General features: G+C 37.4%; 14 protein-coding genes. 1 reads left to right on the top strand and 13 read right to left on the bottom strand.

Annotated features, from left to right (window positions below; translation table 11 throughout):
- Positions 1-3: 3 nt before the first annotated feature.
- The 11 genes from BW986_RS16410 to BW986_RS16360 form a co-directional block, all read right to left on the bottom strand.
- Entirely contained in the window at positions 4-1,191 is a 1,188-nt protein-coding gene (locus BW986_RS16410) for a hypothetical protein (protein ID WP_076368926.1), read from the bottom strand.
- Between the two features lie 708 nt (positions 1,192-1,899).
- Positions 1,900-2,514, bottom strand: coding sequence for a HutD/Ves family protein (locus tag BW986_RS16405; RefSeq protein ID WP_076368925.1), 615 nt, complete (start codon positions 2,512-2,514; stop codon positions 1,900-1,902).
- Positions 2,515-2,883: 369 nt separating this feature from the next.
- A complete protein-coding gene (gene gltS, locus BW986_RS16400; protein ID WP_076368924.1) occupies positions 2,884-4,077 on the bottom strand; it encodes a sodium/glutamate symporter in 1,194 nt (397 codons plus the stop codon).
- A gap of 5 nt (positions 4,078-4,082) precedes the next feature.
- The gene (gene hutG / locus BW986_RS16395; protein WP_076368923.1) at positions 4,083-5,027 is read right to left on the bottom strand and encodes a formimidoylglutamase; all 945 of its coding nucleotides are present in this window, start codon (positions 5,025-5,027) and stop codon (positions 4,083-4,085) included.
- 350 nt (positions 5,028-5,377) lie between these two features.
- Positions 5,378-6,733: a sigma-54-dependent transcriptional regulator gene (locus tag BW986_RS16390; protein WP_076368922.1), complete on the bottom strand. Its 1,356-nt coding sequence runs from the start codon at positions 6,731-6,733 to the stop codon at positions 5,378-5,380.
- 19 nt (positions 6,734-6,752) lie between these two features.
- The gene (locus BW986_RS16385; protein WP_076368921.1) at positions 6,753-8,726 is read right to left on the bottom strand and encodes a transporter substrate-binding domain-containing protein; all 1,974 of its coding nucleotides are present in this window, start codon (positions 8,724-8,726) and stop codon (positions 6,753-6,755) included.
- A gap of 731 nt (positions 8,727-9,457) precedes the next feature.
- On the bottom strand, positions 9,458-10,762 hold the full coding sequence (locus tag BW986_RS16380) for an aromatic amino acid transport family protein (RefSeq protein ID WP_076368920.1): 1,305 nt from the start codon (positions 10,760-10,762) through the stop codon (positions 9,458-9,460).
- Positions 10,763-10,958: 196 nt separating this feature from the next.
- On the bottom strand, positions 10,959-12,122 hold the full coding sequence (locus tag BW986_RS16375; protein ID WP_076368919.1) for a M20 aminoacylase family protein: 1,164 nt from the start codon (positions 12,120-12,122) through the stop codon (positions 10,959-10,961).
- 110 nt (positions 12,123-12,232) lie between these two features.
- On the bottom strand, positions 12,233-13,459 hold the full coding sequence (gene dpaL, locus BW986_RS16370) for a diaminopropionate ammonia-lyase (RefSeq protein ID WP_076368918.1): 1,227 nt from the start codon (positions 13,457-13,459) through the stop codon (positions 12,233-12,235).
- A gap of 21 nt (positions 13,460-13,480) precedes the next feature.
- Positions 13,481-13,861 (bottom strand): RidA family protein, encoded by a 381-nt coding sequence (locus BW986_RS16365; protein WP_076368917.1) that lies wholly within the window; start codon positions 13,859-13,861, stop codon positions 13,481-13,483.
- A gap of 168 nt (positions 13,862-14,029) precedes the next feature.
- Positions 14,030-15,280 (bottom strand): Zn-dependent hydrolase, encoded by a 1,251-nt coding sequence (locus BW986_RS16360; RefSeq protein ID WP_076368916.1) that lies wholly within the window; start codon positions 15,278-15,280, stop codon positions 14,030-14,032.
- A gap of 198 nt (positions 15,281-15,478) precedes the next feature.
- Between BW986_RS16360 and BW986_RS16355 the strand changes: the two genes are divergently transcribed.
- Positions 15,479-16,387 (top strand): AraC family transcriptional regulator, encoded by a 909-nt coding sequence (locus BW986_RS16355; RefSeq protein WP_076368915.1) that lies wholly within the window; start codon positions 15,479-15,481, stop codon positions 16,385-16,387.
- Positions 16,388-17,062: 675 nt separating this feature from the next.
- Here BW986_RS16355 and BW986_RS16350 read toward each other — a convergent pair.
- Together BW986_RS16350 and BW986_RS16345 are read right to left on the bottom strand one after the other, a co-directional pair.
- Positions 17,063-17,440 (bottom strand): hypothetical protein, encoded by a 378-nt coding sequence (locus BW986_RS16350; RefSeq protein WP_076368914.1) that lies wholly within the window; start codon positions 17,438-17,440, stop codon positions 17,063-17,065.
- A gap of 974 nt (positions 17,441-18,414) precedes the next feature.
- Entirely contained in the window at positions 18,415-19,209 is a 795-nt protein-coding gene (locus BW986_RS16345; protein WP_076368913.1) for an XdhC family protein, read from the bottom strand.
- Positions 19,210-19,216: the final 7 nt, after the last annotated feature.

Here is a 19,216-nt window from a genome sequence, read left to right as displayed (position 1 = left end):
ATTTTACAAGAATTGTACAAATATTCCCGCCAAAATAACCGACACGATCGTAACCGATATAAATCCACCAACAAGCATCGGCGGCAACATATGGCTTAGCAATGCTTCTTTTTCATTTTCATCTTTTGTTAATGAATTGACGACTTCATTGGTGATAATGTAATCGGCAGGAAATCCGTATAATGCTGTTAAAGATACAGCGAAGGCCATTTCTTTGCTGACTTTTAACAATTTACCTGCAATGAATGAGAATATATACATGCCAATAACAGCTAGGAAAATGCAAACAATAAGTGGGTAAAGAATCTCCATCATCATACTTGGTGTTGCACTTTTCAATCCGTCAAAGACGAAAAGCATAAGGGCCATGATGGCAAATCCAAATCCATTTGCTTTTTGCAGAGTCTGTTTTTCCAAGAAACCTATACTTTTTCCGACAACCCCGAATAGTAAGCAAAGAACAAATGCATTTATTGATATAATGGGCTCTAATCCAGTCGAAACAAGGTAAGCCAGAAAAGCAACAATCGCAAGTCTGAAAAATTTAAAATATTCCGTATTATATTTTTCAGGAAGTTTTTTAAACAGCTTAAGTTCCGTCATACCTTCTGAAGCGTCTGCAGTATCACTCTTTTTTACCGTTAATTGCCCATTGCGATATTGCCCCAAAAGCTTCTTCCCTTCTTTCTTCAACACAATTGAAGTTAAAGGATATCCAGCAAAGCCTTGCATTACATAAATAACAATGGCAAAAACGGACAAACTCGTAAGTCCTGCGTCTGCCGCTCCTTCTGACATGATTATTGAAGATACCATTCCGCCCACTAAAGGTGGAATCGCTACAAGGACAGTTTGCAGATCAAATATAAATGTGCCAATTGCGAATAATAGTGCAACAATACCAAGAATGCCAGATAAGGAGATGACAATTGTTTTCCATTGATTTACCAACTCTCTTATTGAAAGCAATGTTCCCATATTCGTGATCAATAGGTACATCATCATGGTTGCCACTACCGGTGGAACACCTGCTATCGAAACGATGTCTTGCGGGAAGAACGTCCAATAACCACATAGAAACAGGATTGCAGAAACGAAAACGGAAGGTACCCAAGCTTTTGTTCGGACCGCCACAATGTCTCCTACAAATAAAATCAGAATAACAATAACTAAAGCCAACATCTGTGACATATGAGTTCCTCACCTTCCAATTTAATAGTTTGAATATTCTAAAATAATAACATTAAATCGTTTGAATTTAAAGATAATTTGATATATTCAGGTAATTATACACAGATAATAGGAAATGTAAGTGTTTTAATTCTGGTTTCACATACCGAACATTCCCAAATTGGGTATTTCAAAATAATTTTAAAATTATCTCTAGAGACTTTTTATCAATACCAACTAATCTGTACCATTTATTTTAAAAAGAAGGCTGTTTTCGCATACTTTGTTGCTATTTACCAAGTAAAGCGGTGTGGTTAATTTCCCCTCCAGATGCTCGCTTTCCGCGGGGCTAGCGGTGAGCCTCTCTCGGCGTAAACGCCTGTGGGGTCTCACCTGTCCCGCTGCTCCCGCAGGAGTCTCGCACTTGCGCTTCAATCAACCTTAAATCGTTTCGTTTTAAAAACAACAATCTTTACGAAAAGAGCCAAAAAGAAAAAGCTGTCTAAGGACAGCTCTGATTAATGATTATTCAATATCCTGTTTACTTTTTACTGTATATAATCTGAATAAAGTAAACTCATAAACTTGGATGTATCTGGCACTATTAATCTAAAAAAGGTACGAGATGTAAACCATTTGGCAGTGAACGCTTGACGTCAAATCTCATCATTGGGGCGCAATCAATTTATATATGAGAAGGATGAATGCTTTGGCAACCCAGAATTTCCATCAATAAAAAATACTTACCTTAATAATTGTTGCAGATGAGCCGTCTTCGTAATTGGATAACTTTATATTTAAATTGTTGCAGAATTGATCCATGTTCAAGATCACCAAGTCACCTTTCCCTAAAACAATAGACTCTTTTTCATCGATACTCATTCTGCTTTTTCCTTTGAAACAATAATAGGCGTCGGATCTTTTCGCAGAATCCCCATTATCCAACACTTCAGAATGAATTCCATCATTCAAATGAATCGTGCCAAGGTCTCCTTCGCACCCTTCTGCTAACATCAAATTAAAGTCCGTAACCCTCCCAATACTTCGGGTTGTCCAGCCTCCATCAAACCGATCCTGTTCAAATGGCTGTAAATGCACCCGGTGCTTTCCTTTATGTTCCAGCGACATTTCACCATCAAGGATCATGATGATCCTCTGAATGCCTGGAAGGTGAGTAAATAAGGATTCATCCACCTCGACATCTGCGGTGCTTATCCGCCATTTGAAATCACGCTTCGAATAATCTCCATCTTCAGGATAAATGGCAAGTTGAGTTGTTTTACCACCTGACCAAAGACTGGAGGTTTGTTCACTTTTTCTTATTACATTTAGAGAATATGACAACTATTTTCTCCCCTTTTAATTATTACTTTACTTCAGTTGAAAACAATTTCGACCAGAGTACAGAACAAAAAAATTGTTCATTTCCATTAGGGTGGATACGATTAACAGAGAGGCATTATTGAGCTTAGGTGTACTGGTCTCTGATCATCGTAGCATAACCTGAAATTGATGGTGTTCCGGTGCATTACTAAACAAACCAGTGTGAATTACCTACTATGTGAGCAATTCCAGAAAAAGACAATACCGAATGTTTTTGATACAACTAAAAACATTCGGTATCAACACTATATCTAACTATACTTTGACCATATCAGGCTTTGCATAAAAACTATTAATTTTGAAATTCATTCCATCATTAAGAACAAATTATCATTTCAATAGATTAATACTTATTATGATAATCGGCATGGCAAAAACGTCAATAAGAAATGCACCCACGATCGGAACGATTAAATACGCTTTACTTGAAGGTCCATATTTAGCAGTGATCGTTGACATATTGGCCATAGCATTTGGTGTAGCCCCTATACCATGTCCGATAAATCCTCCAACCATAACTGCCGCATCGTAGTTTTTGCCAAGAAAACGAAACATGATGAATATACTTAAAAGTATAATAAAGATTACTTGTATCACCACAATTAAAATAATAGGTAACGCAAGGTCAGCAACTTCCCATAGTTTTATACTCATTAATGCCATTGATAAGAAAATACCTAAAGTAATATCTCCAATAAAATTTATACTAGGCATTTCGATGATTTTTCCATTTATTTTATCCAAAATATTCCTGACTATTACAGCCACTATCATTGCTCCAACATAATTCGGTAAAACATAACCTGTCTTCGCTGAAAACAACTCTCCTAAATATGAACCTAAAGCCATACAAAATGTCAGTATTAAAACTTGTTTCATAAATGAAGCTGCATTCAATTCTATTTTGTCTTCCATTTCTTTCTTTTCCTGAATTTCAATATCCTTTTTACTTGGTGTTAATTTGTGTTTATTAATTAGATATTTTACAGTTGGACCTCCAACTAATCCACCAAATACTAATCCTAAAGTAGCTGCTGCTATTCCAATTGCTTGGGCAGATTGAATTCCTAGCGATTCAATGGTACCCCCAAATGCTGTAGCCGCACCTATGCCACCTTCCATGGATATTGCTCCAGCCATCATACCAATCAATGGATCAATCCCAAAAACGGGTGCTAAAGATATTCCAATTAAATTTTGAGCAAATGCCAGAAACCCACATAACAACCAATATATTAATAATAATTTACCGCCGACTTTTACTAATTGAAAACTGGCACCCAATCCAACCGTCGTAAAAAACGTTAACATAAATAATCCCTGGAGTGTCGTATCTAATGAAATGGTTACGTTTAGAAAGGTTTTAAGACTTGTAGCGACTATCGCAAACAGTAATCCCCCTACAACAGGTGCAGGGATACAAAAGTGTTTAAATATTTTGACATTCCTTACGATAATCCCGCCTAGTGCTAAAAGCAGTACCGCTAAAAAAATAGTGATCGTTTGATTAATCTCGATGTTCATATTGCCTATCTCCTCTCCACACACAAAAATACTTCATTTATTAAGTTTGCAGCTAGTTTTACAGTGCGATTATCATTATCCAATGATGGATTTACTTCACAGATATCAAATGAAATGGTTTTCGGATGTGAAATAATTTTACGAATTAACTGCCTAACCATTTTTCCAGAAAGACCAAATGAGGAAGGTGCACTAACACCTGGTGCTTCCGAAGCGTTAATAACATCCATACAAAGCGTTAAAATAATATGATCATGTTGATTCATAAAATTCAGAATTTCATTTTCATTTTCCTCCGAAATTCCATCCACCAATTCTTCTTCCAATATCCAAGAACAACCAAGTGAAGTTGCAGTGTCAAATAATTTTTTTGTATTTCCATAACGTTGAATACCAATAGGCAAATAACTAGCATGAGGATCATGATCTAATATTTGTTTAAACATCGTTCCAGAAGAAGTTATTTCTTCATATGAGCGTAAGTCAAAATGAGCATCAATGTTAAGGATGCCTATATTGGCTTCGGGTCCTACACTCGACCTGATCCCTAGATAATGACCATAAAAGGTTTCATGTCCGCCCCCCAATATAACAGGAAACATATTTTTAGTTAATATTTTCTCTACGTGACTCCCTAATTCAGCTTGTGCTGCTTCTAACTGTTGATTTTCACAAATGATATTTCCGAAATCAACTAGACTATCCTCTGCTTGGCCGTGCCAAGACAAAGAAGATAAGGATTTACGTATTTCATCGGGAGCTTCTTTGCTTCCAAGTCTTCCTTTATTCCTGCGTACGCCCTCATCACAAGAGAACCCTATTATTCCACATGCATTATTTATTGAAGTTATTTGATTATCTTTAACTATTTGATGAATCCTAAATTCATCTTTATCTATTAGACTATCTGTTCTGCCTTTCCATAAATCCATATTTGGTAACGCATACATTTATTTTTCCTCCCCATAAATAAAAATACTTCATATGTGCAATCGCCAATCAATTTCGGGTTGTACAATAATAAAAGATCTGGTGCAATGGCTTTTCCTTTTAGTTTTCGTTAAACGTTGATAGGCTAGTGACTTATTTGCACATCCCGCTTCCGCTGCACAGTAACTCCCAGTCCAGCACTGTAAACCATTATGGTGTAATATCTATATTCCCTCCATTCTGTTTAATGGTTGTACTGCAATATTAATTAAGCAAGTTTCATGCCAGGTTCATCGCCTTAAAAACAGTGGATAATTAAGATATATTCAAAATAAAAAGTAGGCGAAAATTGCCGCTCGGCAATTTCCGCCTACTTTTCTTCCCGATATTTCTTCAACTTATCTCGCAATGTCCTCTCCCCGATGCCAATTGTTTGTGCTGTCCTCCTTTGATGACCGTTAAAAGCGGCAAGGTTATGAAGAATCACTCTTTTTTCGATTTCTTCAAGCGGTTCGCCGACATAGACAGGGATTAAAGTGTTGCCGAAAAATGCGCGCGAACTTTTTTGGATATCGGAAGGTAAATCGGATTTCTGTATATAAGACTCATTCGTAAGCGCAATGGCCCTTTCAATCACGTTCTGGAGTTCCCGAATATTTCCTGGGAAGTCATATTGCTGTAAAAGTTGCAGCGCTTCATGGGAAATTCCTTCTACAGGTTTTCCCATTCTATCGCCGATTTTGGCAATGAAAAATTCCAACAACAATGGAATGTCTTCTTTTCGTTCACGTAAAGCCGGAAGGTGAATCGGAATCACATTCAATCTGTAATATAAATCTTCACGAAATCGATTTTCTTTTACTTCTTTGACCAAGTCTCTGTTTGTCGCAGCAATGATACGGACATCGATGCTGACTTCTTCCATCCCTCCAACGGGCATTACCTTTCTCTCTTGTAGAACGCGCAAAATTTTACCTTGCAGCGCCAAATCCATCTCACCGATTTCGTCAAGAAAGATTGTTCCTCCTTCTGCCAACACAAAAAGTCCATACTTCCGCTGTGTCGCCCCTGTAAATGCGCCCTTTTCGTATCCAAATAATTCTGATTCCAACAGGTGAGTCGGAATGGCGGCACAATTAATGGCCTGAAACTTTTTGTTTCTGCGCTTGCTTTGATTATGGATCGTTCGGGCGACGACTTCTTTGCCTGTTCCACTTTCCCCTTCTATGAGAATGTTAGAATCGATATCCTTCACTTTTTCGATTAGGGAGAATATTTTGCGCATTGACAAGCTTTCACCGATAAGGCCGTTCACACCTGCCACCTTATCCAATTCTTCACTCAGCCATTTCACTTTGGACTGAAGCGTATACACTTCTTCTGCTTTTTGCATCAGCACTTCCAATTCATCAATATGAAGAGGCTTTGTTGCATAGGAAAACGCCCCCTTACGCATTGCTTCCACGGAAGATGGAATGGTACCATAGGCCGTCATCATGATGACGACTGTCGAGGGGGAGAGGCGCTTGATTTCTTCTAACACTTCCATCCCATTGTATTCCCCGATTTTCAAATCCAGCAAAACGATGGCGATTTCCGCTCTTTCGAGAAGTGGAAGTGCTTCACGTGGGTCTGTAAACGAATAAACGCGATACTGGTCTTCCAATGCAAACGTTAGTGACTGACAAATGGTTGGCTCATCATCAATAATCATGATATCGTGCATCGTCTTCACCCTTTCTGTATTAATGCTGTAAACAAATCGTCACTACTGTACCCTTTCCTACTTCACTTCTTGTCTCAATAGTACCATCGTTTTCTTTGACAAGCTGATACGAAATAGAAAGCCCAAGCCCTACCCCATTCGGTTTCCTAGTGTAAAACGGTTCAAAGATCCTATCAATGTCTTCTTCCGAAATGCCGATGCCTTCATCCTCGATTTCAACGACAGTGAACATATCCCGATAATATGCCCGAAAAATAAGGGTTCCCCCTATATTGGACGCCTGAATGGCATTGAGAATGACGTTCACCAGCACTTGTTTGATCTGCTGTGTATCTGCCGTTGTCTGAATGTCTCCGGCGAACTCACGAACAATACGCAGGTTTTTTTCTTTGATTTTCGGCTTAAGCAATAGCTCAATCCCTTCCATGGTCTCATTGAGCGAAAACGTGACAGGTTCTGATTTTTTAGGACGGGAATAATCGAGCAAATCGTTAATTAATGTATTAAGTCTGGTAATTTCACTAGTGACCTGTTCGGAAAAGAATGTACGGAAATCTGCGCTTGCAAATTTTTTCGGCAGTAATTGTGTATAGGTAAGGATCGATGTTAACGGGTTTCTTATCTCATGTGCGATACCCGCCACAAGTTGTCCCAATGAACGCAAGCGGTCATCCTGGGCCACTTTTCTCTCCAGCTGTTTTTGTTCCGTAATATCGAAAAAATTCAACACCGCACCTACACTTTCTCCCCCAATAGTCTGAATTGGGTACACGCTGTAAGTAATATACCTTTTTTTGCCCGCATTCTGAGACCACACCGTTTCCTTTTGTAAGAAAACTCTCTTTCTCTCTAACGCAGCCTTAATCTCCTTTTCCGGGATGAAATAGATAATGGGCAGAGCCTGAAAAGGTTTTCTAACAACATTGCCGTCCAACTCCAAATAATCCATAGCCCTAACATTGATCATTGATACAAGACCTTGCTGATTCAATGTAATAAGCGAACTGTATGCACTGTTTAATACTTGCTGCTGAAAATGGATGTTTTCCTCAAGTAGCAGCATCTTCTCTTCCAAGTCTTTATTCACGTGCTCAATTTGCTCGGTTCGCTTAGCCACTTCTCGTTTAAGGCTGAGATTCCACCATAAGATGAGAGAAATTACAATGAATGTAATAAAAAGACCAATCTCCAAATACAACAGCGTTTTGCGTAGTCGTTGAGTATTCGGCAGGATATATTCCCCGAACCACTTTTTCTCTATCTTTTCATACGTCCCATCTTTCTTGATTTGAGAAATTGCCTGATTGAATAGTGTCAGCAACTCTTTATTTTTTGGCATCACAGCGACGGCATAATTTGTTGTGTCAAGTGACTCACCGACAATCTTAATGAGTGATTGCTGCTCATTTTTCTGAAGAAAATATTGACCAGTAATCCGGTTTCCAATGAAAGCATCCACTTTTCCGTCAATCAACGACTGAACGGCTTCTTGTTGATTATTAGTTTCCACCAATTGCAAACGATCTACTTTACTTAATAGGCCGCTTGCAACATCACCTTTTTGGACAGCTACTTTCCGGCCTTTAAGATCTTCTATTTTTCGGATATACATGTTATCTTTCAACACAAAAATCCCTTGTGAACTTGTGAAATACGGAGCTGAAAAATCATAAATCTCTTCACGTTCCTGATTGTACTTCATGCCTTGAATCGCATCCACTCTTCCAGAGCGCATAGCTTGTACTGCCTCGTTCCACGGCATAGGATAATATTCAAACCTAATGCCAGTCTCGATGGAAATGGCATTCATTATATCTACATTAAAACCGGTATAAACGCCCGAATCGCTCAAGTATTCGAAAGGTGGAAAGTTATTATCCCCTGCAACCCGTATCACTTTTTGGGCTTCCGAATGCACGGCAAAAGGAAAGAAACAGCAAAAAAAGAAAAGGAAGACGGTTATAACGGCACAGTTAATATGTAACTTTCTCATCGCCTCACCCCTTTTTTCCATACATACAGTTTTGTATCATAAATGTGTATATATACAATGTACAGAGACTCTATCATGATAACTTTTTAAAGTATATAAGAAAAGCTAATGTGCATTTCATAACACCATACATGGCAGAAAGTCGAATTACAATATATTTTTTTGAATGGCAAATGGATTGTAGATAATGTTCATTAATCGGGGAGCGAAGCGAATTAGTTTCCCAAAGGGGGATTATTTTTCCCCTTTGACAAAGTTTTTGATGTTGCGATAGCGCCCCTAATCAAAAAGTTTTTTGCCCCTGATCGATTGACTGGCCGTCTTAGCTTCCTGCCGGAAAGGTTCGGGTGAGGTTAGCCGGCCTGCGCTGTTTTACGATTCGAATGGCAAAAGGAAAAAATAAATAAAAAAAGCAGCCGAGTGGCTGCTATCCTTGTGACCTTTTATTCTATTAATCCTTTAATCCCTTATTCTTACGGTTTCCGGCTCGTTCGGTATGGCGTCAGTAGCCGTAAATGGTACAGGAACATACGAAATTTAGGCGAAGCATGAGTCGTACAGTTCGTCGTTATCGAATCATTCTATATAACAATAAAAAGAAAGCTTATTCAGGATGTCAATGACGAGTAACCCGAACAAGCTCAAAAAGAAATATATTATAATTCTAAGAGAATACATTTTAGATTGGAATATCTCAATTCGAAGAATGGGATCCATAAAACTTAGAATTTTTAAAATGAGAATAATGATTTAAAAATGGCTAGGACAGTAATAACGCCCATAATTGTGACAAAAACATTGCTAATTTTCCCCCTGTATTTAGCTAACACAGGAATTTTACGGATCGTATACATCGGTAATAATAAGAGAATTACAGCACCAGTCGGCCCGCTGATGCTTTCTATGATTCCAAGAATGCTTGGATTTGCATAGGCAGTATACCAGCATGTTAATATTACAAAAACAAGTATCATTGTATTAACTGTTTTTTCATTTAATTCTTTTCCACGATCCCTACTGGTCTCCATTATAATGTCACGCATTACCTCGTATCCTCCTACATAATGGCCAAGGAAGGACTTTGTTATGGCAACAAAAGCAATGATAGGAGCAGCATAAATGATTATTGGCATATTAAAATGATTAGCAAGATACGAAAGGATTGACAAATTCTGTTCTTTTGCCATGGCAAGATCGTTTGGAGACAAACTCAAGACACTGCTGTAAACAAAGAACATAACGACAGAAAATGTCAAAATATAACCGTATTTTTGTATTTGAACACATTTGGCGTCAGTAGCTTCTTCTCCATAGGTTTCCCTCTGTTTGATAACAAAAGGTGATATAATCGGATAATGATTAAACGATAATACCGTAATTGGGAGAATCATCCATAACATACTCAAAACACCTTGTCCCGTTGAAGCTGTAGAAACACTTGAAAAACTTAAACTCGCCGTATTCCACTGGGGAATCAAATAGATTGCTATAAACAATAGAGAAGCTATAAAAGGATATACAAGCATGCTCATTACCTTGATAGTCTTATCTTGACCAAAGTTTACGATAAATATAAGAACGAGCACCAATACAAGTGATAAAACTGCCCTTGGTGGCTCCTTAAAGTGCAATTGATTCACGATAAAACTATTTGCAGTATTTGTTAATGCAACCGAATACATCAGCACGATGGTATAAATTGCGAAAAAATATACCAAGTTAAAAATTTTACTTGCTCTATTTCCGAAATACTCTCTTATAGTACCTGTAATCCCCTCATCAGCAGCTTTGGAAGTATAGATAATTTTAGCAAACGCCCTATGTCCATAGTACATTATTGGAAAAGCAAGTATGGTAATGAGCAGTAATGACACTATACCTCCTACTCCTGCATTAATAGGTAAAAAGAGTACTCCTGCTCCAATTGCTGTTCCAAAAAGGCTCAATGCCCAGGTGGTATCTTGTTTATGCCATTTTTTAGGGTCTTGTAATTCTTCATTTTTTACTGGAATTTTTTCAGCTGCATTTCCATTCATAGATAATCTCTCCTTGTATACTATGTTTGAGCATCTTTTTAAGGCTAATAAATAGAGATTTCCTTGAAAAATCAAAATCATATTTCTATTTGAAACCGCTTTCACGAAATAGTTAAGCCAAGTCTCAGAAAAATAATTCTAAGACCCTACATAAATAACGTACCAAACAAACCTGGCATCTAAAATATTAAACTATTTATTTTGGCAGGCGGACTTTTATTAACTCTGCGAAATATTTCGCTCCAATTGTTAGTATCTTATCATTATAGTCATAGCGTGAATTATGAAGTGGAACATTGCCTATGCCTTCAGAATCGTCACCATTTCCTATAAATACAAAACAGCCAGGAATCCTCTGTAAAAACGTACCAAAATCTTCAGAAGCCATCCACTGTTGACAATTTCCATCCACCTTATTTTCACCAACAACATTCCGTGATGCTCTTACCGCAATATCAACACACTTTGCCGAGTTAACAGTTGGTGCGAATTCATGGGTATATTCAAATTGACATTCTGCCCCATTTATTTTGCAAATTCCCTCACTAATCGTTTGCATCCTTTCTTCTAGCAACTTTGATACCTCTGGAGTATAACTTCTAGTATCCCCTTTAATCACTACATTCGTAGGAATCGCATTGTGAATCCCATCTGTAATAAATTCAGTACATGAAATGACTGCAGGAACACTTGGGTCCATATTACGGGATATAATGGTCTGCAAAGCAAGAACAATTTCAGACGCAATAACGATTGGATCTTTCCCCACATGAGGACTTGAAGCATGTGAGCCTTGCCCCTTAATATGGATCACAAAGTTATCCTCACTTCCCATAATTCCACCCCCACGAGTTGAAATTGAACCTGCAGGCATACCTGGCCTATTGTGCATTCCATAAATCTCATCCATTGGGAAACGTTCAAAAAGTCCATCTTTTATCATCGCAGAAGCGCCTTTACCAGGTTCCTCTGCAGGTTGAAAAATAAATCTAACTGTTCCGCTAAAATTTTTACGCTCTGTTAATAACTGGGCTGCACCCAATACTGTGGCCATATGTCCATCATGACCACACGCATGCATTTTACCCGGATTCTGGGAAGTGTATGGATGTTGCCCCACCTCTGTTAGGTTAATAGCATCAATATCTGATCGAATACCTATAATACCTTTCCCATCGCCCACTGTAAGATTAGCAACGATTCCAGTTCCACCAATATTTCTGTGAACCTCTAATCCCATACCTATTAGTACTTTTGCAAGAAATTCAGAAGTATTTTTTTCTTCGAAAGCACTTTCAGGGTGCGAATGAAGATAATGCCGCCACTCAGTAAGCTGTTTTTCGAAATTTTCGTTACTCATATTAATCTCAACCCCTCATAAAATACTTTTGATTAATTTTTTATGGAAAGGGGAAAGGGGGCAACATGCTAAGGCGATACATGTCAGAAAGCAGCCCTCTCCTAAAAAATTTATTTTACAGGATATGCCCCATCCCATACTACTTGTCTATAATTATCCGGATCAGTGTCACCTTCTGTACTGATAATAAGTATTTTTGAGTCTTTATTTATATTTAAAATTTCAGCTATTTCTTTTAAACCGTTTTCATCTAAAATTAAGCTCAAAATACCCAGACCTACTGCACCAGATTCTCCAGATATAACTTTAGGATCTCCTTTTAATGGATGACCAAGTATTCTCATTGCTCTTGCTGCTACATAATCTGGACAGGATATATACATATCGGAATAATCTCTTAAAACCTTCCAACCAACAGTGCTAGGCTCTCCACAAGCAAGTCCTGCCATTATAGTTGGCATAAAACCTGTTACTGCATGAGGCTTTCCATCATTTGCTTTAGCAGATTTATATATACATGCTGCATCATTTGGCTCAACGATAACAGTTGTTGGTCTATCATTGCCAAATTTAGATGCTAAATATCCTTGTACAGTTCCTGCAAAAGAACCAACACCTGCTTGAAGGAATACATGAGTAGGCATATCTTTTCCATTAGCCTTAATCTGGTCAAATGCTTCATCAACAAGTGTTACATATCCTTGCATAATCCATGTTGGAATTTCTTCATAACCTTCCCAAGCACTATCCTGAATCAATACTCCATTATGTTCATCTGCATATTTATTAGCTAATCTGACAGCATCATCATAGTTTAAATCTGTTATAGAAGCTTCTGCTCCTTCTTTTCTAATATTGTTTAATCTTATTTCCGAAGACCCTTTTGGCATAAATACTACTGATTTTTGTCCCAGCTGGTTTGCAGCCCAGGCAATTCCTCTTCCATGATTTCCATCAGTTGCTGTTACAAATGTAATATCTCCAAGTTTCTCTTTTACTTCTTTACTTCTTAGTCTTTCAAATGAAAGCTCTGAAATATCGACGTTTAATTTTTCTGCAAGGTATTTACCAACAGCATAGGAACCACCTAATACCTTAAAAGCATTGAGTCCAAATCTGTAAGACTCATCTTTCACCCATATATTGTCAACTCCCAGTTGCTTAGACAACTGATCTAAGCTCTGAAGCGGAGTTACTTTATACTCTGGAAAGCTTTTATGAAAATTTCTTACCTTTTCAACTACTTCACTATTAATAAATTCTAAGGATACCTTCTGATCATCTGTTTTCCTTGCAATTTCATTTACAATATATTTGATTTCTGTTAAATTTCTCATTTTTTCTCCTTTAAAAAAGTATTATTCTAAAACTGCCATGACCTCTATTTCTACACCGGCATCTTTAGGTAACCTAGATACCTCGACACAACATCTAGCAGGATAATTTTTCGCAAAAAATTCTCCATATATTTCATTAACTTCAGAAAAGTTTAATAAATCTTTTAAAAATACTGTTACTTTTACAACATCTTCTAAAGAAGCTCCAGCAGTCTCTAATATTTCTTTTACATTATTTAAAGATTGTTTAGTTTGTTCTTTTATATCCTCTGGTATTTCACCAGTCTGAGGATTAACAGGAAGTTGACCTGAAACAAAAATAGAGTTATCCACTTTAATTGCTTGAGAATAAGGTCCTATTGCTCCAGGTGCCTTTTTTGTTGAAATTACTTCTTTAACCATTATTAAGTTCCTCCTTGTGTTTCCTTCATGTGTCTAATCTGAAAGATATGCTTTTCTTCATCCTTGCAAGCACTTACATTTCTTTTTAAATGCCTGTGCCATCCTAATTAAATAGTTAAGGCATCTCAAATTCTTAAGCCATGAGTTTTTATTAATTCAAAAGATGATTTACTGAATACCTGCAAGTTTGCTAACTACGTCAAGTAATACATTGGTTCCAGCTACCAAATCGGTATCTTTGGTATTCTCCTTAGGATTATGACTAATACCATCGATACTTGGAACGAAAATCATAGCTGTAGGACATATACGAGCCATCATTTGAGCATCATGTCCCGCGCCAGATGTCATTCGTCTTGATTGGAGTCCTCGTATACTGGCAACTTGCTCTATCAGTTTAACGATTGTTTCATCAAATGAAACTGGGTGAAACCGTACTAGTTGTTCAGATTTAATTGATACTTCTTCGGATGCCGCTAGTTTTTTAAGGTAGTTTGCAAGTGCTAGCTCTTCCGCTTGCAAACTCTGCTCGTTCGGATTACGCAAATCAACAGTGAATGTTGCTAAAGATGGAACGACATTAATGGCATCTGGCTTAAAACTAATAGTTCCAACTGTTGCAACAGTTTGCCCATTATTAGCGTTTGCACGATCACGTAAATATGTTATTACTCTTGCCGCCGCAAGTCCTGCATCACGTCGCATATCAGTTGGTGTAGTACCAGCGTGATTTGCAACACCTTCAATCGTAATGCGCTGCCAGGAAATGCCTTGAAGATTTTCTACAGCACCAATTGGAATATCCACTTTATCCAGAATTGGACCTTGTTCGATATGAAGCTCAATGTAAGCATATGGCTTTAAAAAACCAGGCTCCTTTGTACCGGCATATCCAATACGTTCAAGCTCCTCGCCTAGAAATGTGCCATCAGTACCTTCTGATTTAAGCGCATCATCAACCGAAAGCCCACCAGCATGCACAAGAGAACCCATCATATCGGGCTGATAGCGCACTCCCTCCTCATTGGTAAATGCTGCTACTGCAATTGGACGGGTTGGAATAAAACCTTTCTCCTGCAAAGTGTTGATTACTTCAAGCCCAGAAAGTACTCCATAGCATCCGTCGTACATACCAGCGTTAATGACAGTGTCGATGTGCGAACCCAACAAAACTGGTGCTTCATTACTACTTTCAGGACCATACCAAATCCCAAAGATATTACCGATTCTGTCGATTTCAACTTCCAAACTAGCTTCCTTCATCCAAGTGACTAATTGGTCACGTCCAGCTTTATCTGCATCTGAAGCAGCTAATCTCGTTCGTTTGTTGTCATTGCCCAGACCAATTCGTCCAAGTTCCTGGATGCGGTTAAGTAAGCGTTCAGAGTTGATTGATAGTTTTAAATTGGTAATTGACATTGTCATTTCACTCCTTTTTAAAAGGTAAAGTAGATTAAAACAACCAGGTTAACAAATTGGTAAAACATAAAGTAAATCAGCTGATTTTTTAGTGAATCACATTTTTAAAATGTAATTATAATGTTATATTAGTTTAATGATTGTTCTAAAAATACTATTATTAAATATAAAAATATAAAAATATTGAGGTGACTGACCATGCAAATAAAAAACTTCCTGATTGATGAAAGTTTAAAAGAGCTAACTAAACATCAAACAGTTGTAATGCCGATTGCATGTTATCAAACCATCATTACTCAAAATATACATGGCTATATTCCACTTCATTGGCATGACGAAATTCAATTTGTATTGATAGTAAAAGGGGAAGCGATTTTTCAAGTTAATGAAGAATGGATAGTGGTTCAAGAAGGTGATGGACTGTTTATTAATAGTGGACGCCTGCATATGGCAAAAGAAAAGGATCAGTCGGGTTGTGTCTATATTTGCTTAAATCTTTCTCCTTTTTTTGTATTATCACAAGAACTCTATACTACCTATGTAAAACCTTATATCCAAGCGACTAATTTACCCTACTTATATGTTGATGCCAATGAGATTTGGGGAAAAAATATTTTAGATGGAATTTTAGAAATCTATCAAAGTATTGAGCAAAAGCCCCTATACTTTGAAATCGATATATCCATGCATCTAACATTAATTTGGAAAAACTTAATCGATAATGGTTTTAAACTAGAGTATGTTCAGACAGAAGTATTAAAGAGTCAAAGAATGAAGCAAATGTTAAGTTGGATACATCAGCATTATGAAGAAAAAATTATGTTAGAAGATATTGCAAGGGCCGGTCAACTGAGCCGTTCTGAATGCTGTCGGTATTTCAAGAGATTTTTAAACTGTACACCATTAAAATATGTTATAGATTATCGTATTCAGAAGAGCTTATATCTACTGCAGCAAGGTAATTCTACTATTACTGAAGTTGCTTATCAGGTTGGTTTTAATAGTACAAGCTATTTTATTAAAGAATTTAAAAATTCTCTGAATATGACTCCCTTATCATACAAAAAAAATAAAATGCATAAGGACGAAGCTGGTTTTGTCTACTAAAAGAATTTTTAGCAATTGAATCAATACGATTTGGAAGGCAAAGTGAAAAAATAATAAAAAAAGCAGCCGCCCGGCTGCTATCCTTGTGACTTTTTATTCAACTAATTCTTTAATCCCTTATTCTTTCGGTTTCCGGCTCGTTCGGTATGGCGGAAGTAGCCGTAGATGAAACGCCCCATTTATTTGCATCGTTCAAGTCGGGTATTTATGAAATATTTATTCCATCATTTTTCTTATATTCTGTATTTCTAGAATAATAAAAGTGAAGAAACCCCATGGATCCAAGGGGTTTATTTTGGTGTAACTTCCCTAATGGAGATGTGGTTTATTAAAAAAATAATTTAATCGATAAGTGAGAATTGCTATGACTATTTTGTGGAGGTTGGTATGACGTGAAGATGACCTCACTATATGAACAGGGAAAGATTTATGTTGCCTAAAATTGTGAGGGTTGTTTCCCGCCTGTGAAAAATAACGTGGCAAAGCTTCCAACATTTCGCTATTTTCCTTGGGACGTAAAGGTAGCCAAACAAAATAAAACCCCTGCACCAACTTTTCAGGCTGATACAAGGGCAATAGTCGCGTTTTATTGATTAAACGAATTTGTTTGGATGCAAAAAGGGTCTTTAGTCTTTACAAATCAATCCCAGGTCTTTTTTTCATTCATTTAGTGAATTAATCAAAAAAGATTAAATGCATATCACTGTTAGTCCTTGATTTCGCAAAAAATTCCGCTTCATTTCCTCCATCAACAAAGTTACCAATACCCCGGAAAATGCCACATTGGCCTCGATCTAAATATCTTACCCCTACATAATCATTATAACTGTCAGGATCGTACTCCCATAATTCAACTTTTAACTTACCAGCTGGACCCACGTAAGAATCCCGACAGATCTTATAATCACCACCAGTAGAGGCAAACACATCACTTTCAGCACCATTAGAATAAAGAGATTGTTCTCCTAAGTAATCCCAGCCACTTGCAAATGTAGAAGAAGGGAACAACAACGCAGCGACCAATGCCACAGCACTCATTTTAAACATTTTCATGCTCATTCCTCCTCACCCGTTTTGACTTGAAACACATTATTCTCCATATAATTTTAATCAATATTTTTTATATTATCATCTATCCAAAGATTCAATTTTTCATGAAGCGGTTTTGTATATCCACTACTTCATGCGCTACATATGAAATTAGAGATCGGGAAGTCCTTTTTCTTTATCCTGATAAACTGATAAGCAGGTTTTCAGCCCATTTCTCAAAAAGTAAAATGGGAACTTTTCTTCTTCCTGAAAAGCCCCCATTTCACCTATACTTAATTAAGAATATTTATAAAAGACTAGAAACTCATAGCAAATAGTTTTTGTTCCCAATCACTGACATGTTTGCTGTACTTATCCCATTCTGTCCGTTTGATATTAATAAATTCTTCCCATATGTTCTACCGATAGTTTGTGCTAATATGGAATCTTCGGATAGAGCATGAATGGCTTCATTTAAGCTCCTTGGAACCCAGCTAATTCCATTTTCTTTTAATTGGAACTCACTCGCTTTGCTTACATCAAATTCAATTGGCTCACCAGGATCGATTGGGCAACTTACTTTACAGGACAAGTCTGTCCAAAATCAAGTGAAGGTCTTTCATCAACTATTTAGAATGGCTGCATAAAAGCTGATTCCATAGGAATCTATATACCTCTTTCCAATGGATGTAATCTTTGCACCAGAACCCGTTTCCCATAAGTCCATCTAATTTCCCCATACAAAATCCCTCCCAAAATTTTTCTTTGTGTATTGCATGATAGTAGTAGCATATAAAGTAAAATATCCCTACCATATTAATGAATTAATCAAAACGACAAAAAGCCAACCCTGAAGAGCAAGGGCCTGCTTCTAGCTTTTATCAAAGAAAAAAGGTCAGTCCCACTGAGTTAATACTTTAACACAGCGGTGACTGACCCTATTGTCTATTAAACATTGTGATTTAGCTTTATCTGCCTCAGGTGTTATACCCTTTTACTTATCTATTTAATTGTTTCACTTTTACAGGCTTTTTTTCCTTGCTTACTTTGATGATTTGTCCGATAATACTGATGGCAATTTCTTCTGATGTTTCCGAGCCAATTTCCAATCCGATTGGAGAATGGACCTGCTCCAACTGTTCTTGCGTGACCCCTTCACTTTTTAACTTTTCAAATATGCTTATGACCTTGCGTTTACTGGCGACCATCCCAACATATGCAATCGGAAATTGCAGTGCCGTTTTTAATACAATATCATCACAATCTTTTGTAACAATTACCACATATGACTTTTCATTTAGATTGGCTGCGAGCAAAGCCTTTCCAATATCCTCGTTCACAAAAAGGTTTGTCGCATTAGGAAAGCGTTCCTTCGTACAATAACCAACGCGATCATCGACAATGCAATAAGGATATTCGAGGAAATCAGCGAGCTTTGCCAACGCATGGCCTAAATGACCGGCCCCAGCCAGAATGAGTTCAGGCCTGCTTGTATAGACTTCAATAAAGACCCGTAACGTGCCGCCACAATTCATCTGAATTCCGTCTTTTGCATGTTTATTCAATTTATATTCAACAATTTTCGATTGGCCATTTTGAATCGCCTTTACACTATCTTCGATCACATAGTGTTCAGCCAAACCCCCTCCGACAGTCCCTTCAATGGTACCATCCCGGTAGACAATCATTTTTCCAACATGCCTGGGAGTCGAGCCCTTTGATTCAATAATCATGGCTAAAGCAAAGGTTTCGTTTTGACGCGTCAGCATGGACACTTTTTCCATCAGCAGCATGAAAAGT

This window comes from Peribacillus simplex, assembly GCF_900156045.1.
Taxonomy (GTDB): domain Bacteria; phylum Bacillota; class Bacilli; order Bacillales; family DSM-1321; genus Peribacillus; species Peribacillus simplex_D.
The sequence above is the reverse complement of the archived record's forward strand: the minus strand, read 5'-3'. Positions and strand labels throughout refer to the sequence as shown.